Annotated in this window: 8 protein-coding genes; all 8 read right to left on the reverse strand. The window is 29.6% G+C overall.

The features are described from left to right. Positions 1–47: 47 nt before the first annotated feature. Complete coding sequence (locus tag LJD32_RS07615) at positions 48–761, reverse strand: DUF554 domain-containing protein (RefSeq protein ID WP_032090331.1); 714 nt, start codon at positions 759–761, stop codon at positions 48–50. Beyond that, positions 749–1,588: an HAD family hydrolase gene (locus LJD32_RS07620; RefSeq protein ID WP_227392058.1), complete on the reverse strand. Its 840-nt coding sequence runs from the start codon at positions 1,586–1,588 to the stop codon at positions 749–751. The genes LJD32_RS07615 and LJD32_RS07620 overlap by 13 nt, the downstream gene beginning before the upstream one ends. A gap of 78 nt (positions 1,589–1,666) precedes the next feature. Next, positions 1,667–2,611, reverse strand: a complete 945-nt coding sequence (locus tag LJD32_RS07625) for a calcium/sodium antiporter (RefSeq protein WP_227392059.1) — start codon at positions 2,609–2,611, stop codon at positions 1,667–1,669. Between the two features lie 13 nt (positions 2,612–2,624). Then, the gene (locus LJD32_RS07630) at positions 2,625–3,194 is read right to left on the reverse strand and encodes a manganese efflux pump MntP family protein (protein WP_032090543.1); all 570 of its coding nucleotides are present in this window, start codon (positions 3,192–3,194) and stop codon (positions 2,625–2,627) included. 178 nt (positions 3,195–3,372) lie between these two features. Then, positions 3,373–4,545 carry an MFS transporter gene (locus LJD32_RS07635; RefSeq protein ID WP_032090334.1) on the reverse strand — a complete coding sequence of 391 codons (1,173 nt, stop codon included), beginning with the start codon at positions 4,543–4,545 and terminating at the stop codon, positions 3,373–3,375. A 493-nt stretch (positions 4,546–5,038) separates the two neighbouring features. After that, positions 5,039–6,115, reverse strand: a complete 1,077-nt coding sequence (locus LJD32_RS07640; RefSeq protein ID WP_227392060.1) for a M24 family metallopeptidase — start codon at positions 6,113–6,115, stop codon at positions 5,039–5,041. Positions 6,116–6,544: 429 nt separating this feature from the next. Continuing rightward, positions 6,545–7,144 (reverse strand): MBL fold metallo-hydrolase, encoded by a 600-nt coding sequence (locus tag LJD32_RS07645; RefSeq protein ID WP_227392061.1) that lies wholly within the window; start codon positions 7,142–7,144, stop codon positions 6,545–6,547. Between the two features lie 4 nt (positions 7,145–7,148). Then, entirely contained in the window at positions 7,149–8,555 is a 1,407-nt protein-coding gene (locus LJD32_RS07650) for an ROK family protein (RefSeq protein WP_227392062.1), read from the reverse strand. Between the last annotated feature and the right edge of the window lie 155 nt (positions 8,556–8,710).

Raw genomic sequence — 8,710 nt, forward strand, 5'->3', positions numbered from 1 at the left:
TTATCGTACATTATTTTTAGACAATTGACAAGCAAACAAAAAAGCACTTACATAAAAAGTGCTAATAACAAGGGCATAAATACTGCTGGTAAAAGATTGCCTACTTTAATTTTTGTATGAAAACATAAATTTGTCCCTACCGCAAATATTAAAACCGAACCCACAAAAGAAATATTAGAAATCATCGTCGTCGTAAAATAAGGTGCTAGAAAAGAAGCACAAACCGTCAGTAATCCTTGATAAACAAAGATAGGAATTGCGGAAAAAATAGTTCCCACACCTAATGTTGAAGCAAAGACCATAACAATAACAAAGTCCATGACCGCTTTTGAAATCAAGATACTTGGATCATGTAGTAAACCATCTTGAAAAGAACCAACAATAGCCATGGCTCCTACACATATAACAAGTGAAGTTGAAACGAAACCTTCAATAAATTTAGAATCATTGCTTTTTACTTTACTTTTTAAATAAAAACCAAACTGTTCAATTCTTTTTTCAATATTAATAAATTCTCCTATTAAAGCTCCAAAACATAAAGATAAAACAAGAATTAAAGAACCCGTTGACTCTATTATTGATTTAGAAATCTTTAACATCCCTGTCATCGCCCCTGAAATACCGACAAACAAAACTGCTAAACCAATTCCTTGCATAATCGTTTCTTGATACCTATTTTTTAAACCATTTTTTAACAACAAACCAATAATACCACCTACAACAACAGCTATAGTATTAACAATTGTTCCTAATCCAAACATTCAAACAATCCTAACCTTTCCATTTCATAATACACACCATCATTTTCAACACTTTCACAAATGTTATCAGCACTTGCTTTTAACTCTTGGCATGCATTTTTCATTGCTACACCATAATTGCAAACTTGTAACATTTCATAATCATTCATACTGTCACCAAAAGCAATCGTATCTTCCATTTTCATATGAAGTGTTTCAACGATCTTTTTAATAGCAAGACCCTTATCCATTCCTTTTTTGATGATTTCACCATTGATAGAATGTTGGCTAAACATTTCATGAACAATAAAATGGTAATTTGGTAAGAGTATTTTTGTTTTTTCAATATCTTCTCTATTAAAAGCAATAAAACAAAGTTTATGAATTCCTTGATCTTGATATTTGCTTATATCAATCATATGATATTCTTTCCTTTGTTGTTCTTTTAATCTTTTAAACTCTGAATTAGTACCCTCATCACCTAACAAGGCATGAGCAAAATAATGACGTAATTCATCACTAGCAAAAGTCATATAAGTTGATTCTAAATTATAAAGTATATGATTTTGCTCAAAAACTTTTCTTGCTTGTTCAACTTCTTCTTTATCTAAATAAGTTGTTTCAATCATTTCCCCTTTAATTTCAAGATAACCACCCGCTGAACAAATACAGCCATCAAAATCATCAGACATTATATTTTCTATACCTACGCGATTTCTACCGGTACATAAAAAAATCAAATGTCCATTCTCTCTTGCTTTTTTAATTCCTTTTTTTACAAGAGCTGATAAAGGATAATTTGGTGTAACTAATGTTCCATCTATATCTAAAAATACTATTTTTTTCATGCTTCTACCCCTTTTTCAATGACTCTATTTTAATTGTTTTTCTTTCTTTTAGCAACAAAAAAAAGAGAGCAATGCTCTCTAACGTATAATGATATAGGCTAAGTAAGCGACATAAAGAAGAAGCATAATAATTCCTTCTTTACGATCAATTTTATGTTTCGTAAATCCAAAATATAAAACTATTAAAGAAAAAATTGTTAAAATAAGAATATCAATAATATTTTCAAAGATAAAAGTAATTGGACTAATTGTTGCTGCAATACCTAAAACAAATAAAATATTAAAAACATTTGAACCAATAACATTTCCAAGAGCCATATCTACTTCACCTTTTTTAGCAGCTACTATTGAAGTAACAAGTTCTGGTAAAGAAGTTCCAAGAGCAACAATGGTAAGACCGACTAAGTTTTGTGACATTCCTAAAGATAAAGCAATATTGGAAGCACTATCTACTACAAAATCTCCACCAAATTTAATAGCGATTGCTCCACCAACAATATAAACCAAGCTTAATCCCATTGAAATAACTTTAATTTCTTCTTCCTCTTGATATGTATTCATGGCTTTTTTAGCCGAAACAATCATGTAAACAATATATCCTACAAATAAAATCAAAAGAACAATTCCATCAATATGTCCTAAGATCATCCCAAAATAACCTAAGATCATTAATAAAATAGCACATAAAACAGAAAATGGAAATTCTCTTTTAAGCGTATTTACTTGCACTGCAATCGGTACAAATAAAGCAGATATACCACAAACAACCATTAAATTAAAAATATTAGAACCTACGGCATTTGCCACCGCTAAAGCATTATTTCCATCCATTGATGCTGTAATACTGACAGCACATTCAGGTAAACTTGTTCCCATAGCCACAATTGTTAAACCGATGATTAATGAAGGAATATGAAATCTTGTGGCAATAGAAGAGCTTCCTTCTACAAAGAAATCCGCTCCTTTCATTAATAAAATAAAACCAACAATAAGAACTAATAATGATACAAATACATTTGTCATAACTTTCTCTCCTTTAAAATATTCCTAGATGTTCTAATAAAATCTTTAAACCAATTACAATTAAAATAATCCCACCAGCAATTTCTGCTTTATGTTCATATTTTGACCCAAAAATCTTACCAATATAAACACCAATAAAAGAAATAATAAAAGTTGTACAACCAATAATACTCATACATTCCACAATTGGATAATTTAAAAAAGCAAACGTAATCCCTACAGCTAAAGCATCAATCGATGTTGCAATCGCAAGTAAAAATAATTCCTTTAAATCTAATTTAAATTCTCCTGTTTCTTCATCATCTTCTGCTTTAATTCCATCAATAAGCATCTTACCACCAATAATACCTAATAAAATAAAAGCAATCCAATGATCAATACTCGTAATATAACTTTCAAAACCTTTTCCTAAAAACCATCCAATAAAAGGCATTAAAGCCTGAAAGCCTCCAAAAAATAGTGCAATAATAAAAACATCTCTCTTTTTTATCTTTTTCATTGATAAACCTTTACAAATAGATACTGCAAAAGCATCCATTGAAAGACCTACCCCAATCAAAAAGATTTCAATAAACAAACTCATACCAAATTCCTTTCTTCCTAAAATAAAAGAGGCCCATGCATAAAAAAACTTATGCATGAGTCTCGTTCTTTAAGATTTGCCAGGCTTACGCCATGATGTTGACAAACCGCGTCCTAAGACGTGTACTACTCCCTCATTCAACATCTTGATAGTATCAAAGTCTTTAAGTAAAAGCAAGTTATTTTTTGACTTTTACACTTACAAATTTACAAATAAAGATAATAACGGCACCAAGAGCTGTCATTAAATAAACAAAAGTGAATAACGCATTTAAACCTATAGTATCTTGTAAAATACCACCTAAAACATTTCCTAAAGTTGACCCTATTCCTGATGTCATAATACCAATCATTGTTTGTCCTGACATTTGATCTTGGGTATCTAGATTATAAGTCACATAGTAAGTAATAACCCCTGTAAATAATCCATAAGAAAGTCCTTGGAACATCATTCCAATAATTAAAACGATAAGATTTGGTGCTAAACCAATGGTATAGTTACGACAAATATAGAAAATAGAAGCCACTAAAATAAGGGTCACACTATTAAATTTCTTCATAAGTTTTGGTACAGTCATCATGACTGGTAATTCACTAAAGGCCATAGCAAACATAGCTACCCCATAAAGTGACGTATTTCCACCTAAGCTTTTAACAATATTAATTAAATAAGTACCGATCGCTGTTGCTCCAGAAAACATAAAGCAAAAACCTAATAGTAAGAAAAAGAAGATTTTATATTTTTTAATAACAGTAACAACAGAGCCTTCTTCTTGAACTTCTTCTGTTTTTGTCTTTGTAATCTTTGATTCAGGTAAATGATATAAAATAAATAATGTCACTAAGGCAAAGACACAGTAGGCAATTGATAAAATATTAGCTCCTAAAAATGAAACGACTTGTCCAAAAACCAAAGCACTTGTCGCCCACGAAGCTGAACCAATTCCACGCGCAAGTCCAAAGTTAACATATGTTCCTTCATTGATATAATTCATTGCTATCATCGTAAGCATAGGTACTGTTGACATATTTAAGGCATACATGATGACATAGAAAATCATAACTAAAAAGGCTGGTATTGGTAAAAAAGCCATCGCAATATATAACAAAACTGTTGTTAACATTAAAAATGTCATTAATTTTTTGATTGTCATGCCTTTAATTTTAGAAATTAAAGATGACATAAATGGTGATAGGAAAATTGTAGCAACACAAGAACCACCTGTTACGATTCCAATTTCCGTATTTGATAAACCTTTTGATTGTAAGAAAACGGCAATGAAACCATTAATACAACATCCAGTAAACCAATAAAATAAATGTAAAAAATTATATTTTGCTTTTAGTGACATATTTCTTCCTCCCTAATCGTAAAATACATTCTAACATATTTTTTTTAAGATGATGCTATTTTCATAATTTGAAAAAGAAAAGAAAGGGTTTTCCCTTTCTAAAGTTTTAAAGCAAGTTGAGTAGATTCAAAGATAGCCTTCTTAGCATCGCCCGCTTTACTTGCATCGCCAATTAAATGAACATGTTCCCCTTTTATTTCTTGATAAAGATCTTGATTTGCTTTAGAACCAAAAGCTAAAACAATCGTATCAAAATGAGAAAGTATTTCTAATTGATTATGTTTTTCATAAACAATACCATCTTAATTAATTTTGATAACTTTATTTTCTAAAGTAAATTCTACATGAAGTTGTTTTAAATGATCTAATAAATTAAATCTTGGTCTTTTAGGAGCAAGTAGTGCTTTGTATCATCAAAACCACTCTAAAACACTTGCTTTATTTTTAGAGTATTAAAAAAACATAGATTAGATTTTCTAACCTATGCTTTTAATTAGTCATTACCAATAACTCTTAAATCTTTTGGATAACTATTTAAAACCTTACATCCATCTTTTGTAACGAGTACAAGATCTTCGATTCGAACTCCAAATTCACCTTGTAAATAAACACCTGGTTCAATAGAGAAAGTCATTCCTTCTTGAACTTCTAAATCAAAGTTTTGTGAAACATCACACCATTCATGAACGTCACGTCCAATGAAATGTCCTAAACGGTGGTTAAATTCAACCGTATAACCACCTTCAGCAATGATATCTCTAGCACATTTATCAATATCACAAAGTCTAACACCTGGTTTAATCATTGCTTCTGCTGCTTTTTGCGCTTTTAAAACAAGTTCATAAACTGTTTTTTGTTTTGGTGATACTTCTTTATAGAAAACAGTTCTTGTCATATCACTACAATACCCTTTATATAAACCCCCAATATCAATAACAATACTATCTCCCACTTTTAAACGGCTGTCATCTCCACTATGATGGTTGTCAGCACCATTTTTACCATAGGCAACAATTGGTTCAAAGGAATTTCCTACACAACCATGTTTTTGATAAATTTCTTCAAGTTGTTTAGAAACTTCTTCTTCTGTTAAATTACCTTTAGCACAAATATTAATGACTTCATCGACAACTAAATCATTGATTTTTGAAGCTTCTATCATGAGTTGTTGTTCTTTTTCATCTTTGATCATCCTCACACGATCAACACATTCAGATCCTAATTCAAAATGACATTCATCTACTAAATTCATTAAAGGAATTAAGAATCTTGCTGGAAAGTTTTTATCGATTCCAATAGAACATGCTCCATCAAATTCATCTGCAAGTAGTTGAAGATAATTATCTGTATCACTATACCATACTTGTTCAATATCAAGTTCATGATCTAAATAAAATAAATTGTTCATAAATAATTTATGATGTCCATCACTTGATAAAAGAAGTAAATACATTCTTTCACCTGGATTATTTTTATAATTGATTAAATAATCAATTGATGATGGATCATTAATAATTAAATGTGTTAATTGTCTTTTTTGCATTTCTTTAAGTACTTTTTCTAATCTCATCTCTTTATCCCCCTACTGCTAACTATTTTAATACGTTTATCTAAAAAATTAAAGAAATATAATCATATTTATTTTAATGCCTAAAAAGCATTAAAAACATAAATTATAAGTATTAGACATTATATAAAATTCTTTATAAAATAGAATCAGAAGGAAGTATCAAGTTTTATGGAAACGATAAAAAAATAAATATATAAAAAGGCACTACAATAATCTTAGAAAAAGATTTCAAAAAGCTAAGAAGCCTAAGGCAGTTGTTAAAATCAACAACAAAGAACAACGTATCATGAAAGATATAGATCATAAGCTAAGTCATGAAATCGTAAATACCCATCCTATTAGAAATGAACTGGTCAGCCATCAATACTGGCAGGCAACAAGAATCCCCTGTCTTTAGACATGGGGTGTCAAAACAAAAACCAAGGAAAATTAATTCCTTGGTTTTTTAAATACAATCGTTTGTCCTTTTGTTTCTTTATGAACTTCTAAATAATCATCAACATAAACAATATTTGATGATTTTTGAATAAATCCTTCATTAGTTGATAATACATCATAACCAAATTCATGACTACAATAATGCATTGGTATGACAATACGTGGTTGAATACGCTCAATATATTTTAAAGCTTCTTTGGTATCAATTGTATAATAGCCACCGATCGGAATCATCAAGACATCACAGTTTTTAAGTTTTGAAATATCATCCATCATACAACCTATATCTCCCATATGAACAACTTTCAGATCTTCAAAATCAACGATATGAATCGTATTTTTACCTCGATGACTTCCTTGATGATGGTCATGATAGGTTTCAATACATGTCACTTTAAAATCTTTTGGTGCTACTTCTACACAATTTCTTGCATTATGATCATCATGTTCATGAGAACACAACACAAGATTTGCCTTCAATTTTAAAGAATTTAATCCTGGAACTGAATTTGCTTGATAAGGATCAAAAACAATTGTTCCATCTTTTCCTGTTATTTCAAAACATGAATGTCCATGCCAAATAATATTCATTTTCTTACTCCTTTGCACTTAAAATCATTGCTCCTAATAATATATATTCTAAGATATTTTCTACTTTAATGATTTGTGGATACACTTTTAAAGGATATTGATTTAATGCTTTTTTGATTTCATCACTAACATCTTGACTATCTAAAATCAAATCACTATAAACAACAATCGCTTCAGGTGCCACAATCGCAATAATACTCATGATATTTTTAGTCACCAACTCCAAAGTACCTTCTGGAGTATTAGCTAGCGTTAAATAAGCATCCGAAAGATTTAAAGGTAATAATGCTACTTCACCTGCTAAATGATCCATTCCTCTTACCAGTTGTCCATTTACAACAATCCCACTTCCAGCCATACGTCCAATTGGTTGAAATAAAAAAGCAAGTGATTTATATCCATTTTGTGAAGCATAATAACCAACAACCGCGGCATTAACATCATTAATTAAATAAATTTCTTTTTCATATCTTTTTTCTAAGCGTTCTTTTAATTGATGATTACCACCTTCTATAATCCCTGAATAAACATTTCCTTCAACCATAACACCCGGTAAAGCTATAGAAATCACATCAATCATTTCATTTTGTAAAACAACTGTATCCAAAGCATCCAATACATCTTGAAGTTTAATATTACTTTTAATAATATTACTATCTAAGACAATATCTTGATGTGAATTATATAAACGATAAGAAATATGACTATTTTCACCATTAGCGTTAATAGATACCGCTAAAACATTTTTATTTGTCTTTATTTCCATCATTGAAGCTAATGGTTCAATATAACCATTATATTTATTTTCTTTATGTTTTAAAGACTCTTCTATAAAAGTAATCAATGCACCCACATTATAAGAAGCAAAAATTTGTGTTGGTATCTTTAAAACAAGTTTGTTTTTAAAGACTTTTTCAACTTGTAATTTAACATAAGATACCTGTGGTGCAAGTAAAATCACATCATAATTTTGAGCAACATTATATATTTTTTGATAAGAAGTAGCGGCTACTTCCATATTTAAATTTAATACTTTAATACCATTTTTTATTTTATCTGCAAAAAAGGCTGTTGTCATTCCACCACTACAACATAGTAAAAGTCGACAGATCGGTTGATCTATCATTTTTTTAATACATTGATCCATTTCTTCAAACAAAGAAATGGCATGTTTAAGCGTTTTGAATTGAAAATGGAGATAAAAAGCCATTTCATCTGTTCTTTTATTCATTACACATAATTCAATAATACATTGTGGATTAAAGGTTACATAGCTATAACAATATTCATTTTCTATAATAATTGCATCTGGATCTGTTTCACTTTGATGAAGATGATAATAATCTCTTTTTTGATTATTGATCCATTCTCTAAATACAGATGTTTGTATTTCTCTTAAAAAATCATCCATTTCAATCCCACCTTTATTGCTATTTTAACACACTATTGCACATCATTGAAAGCTCTTACAAAATTAGAAAAAATAATTCTATATAAAAAACAGGAAAAGCTGAAGTGAACCGACTTTGTTGGACAAAAAATAATTAACTTAATGATAAGGCTTGA

The organism is Faecalibacillus sp. TM498, assembly GCF_020589955.1.
Classification (GTDB): domain Bacteria; phylum Bacillota_I; class Bacilli_A; order Erysipelotrichales; family Coprobacillaceae; genus Faecalibacillus; species Faecalibacillus intestinalis.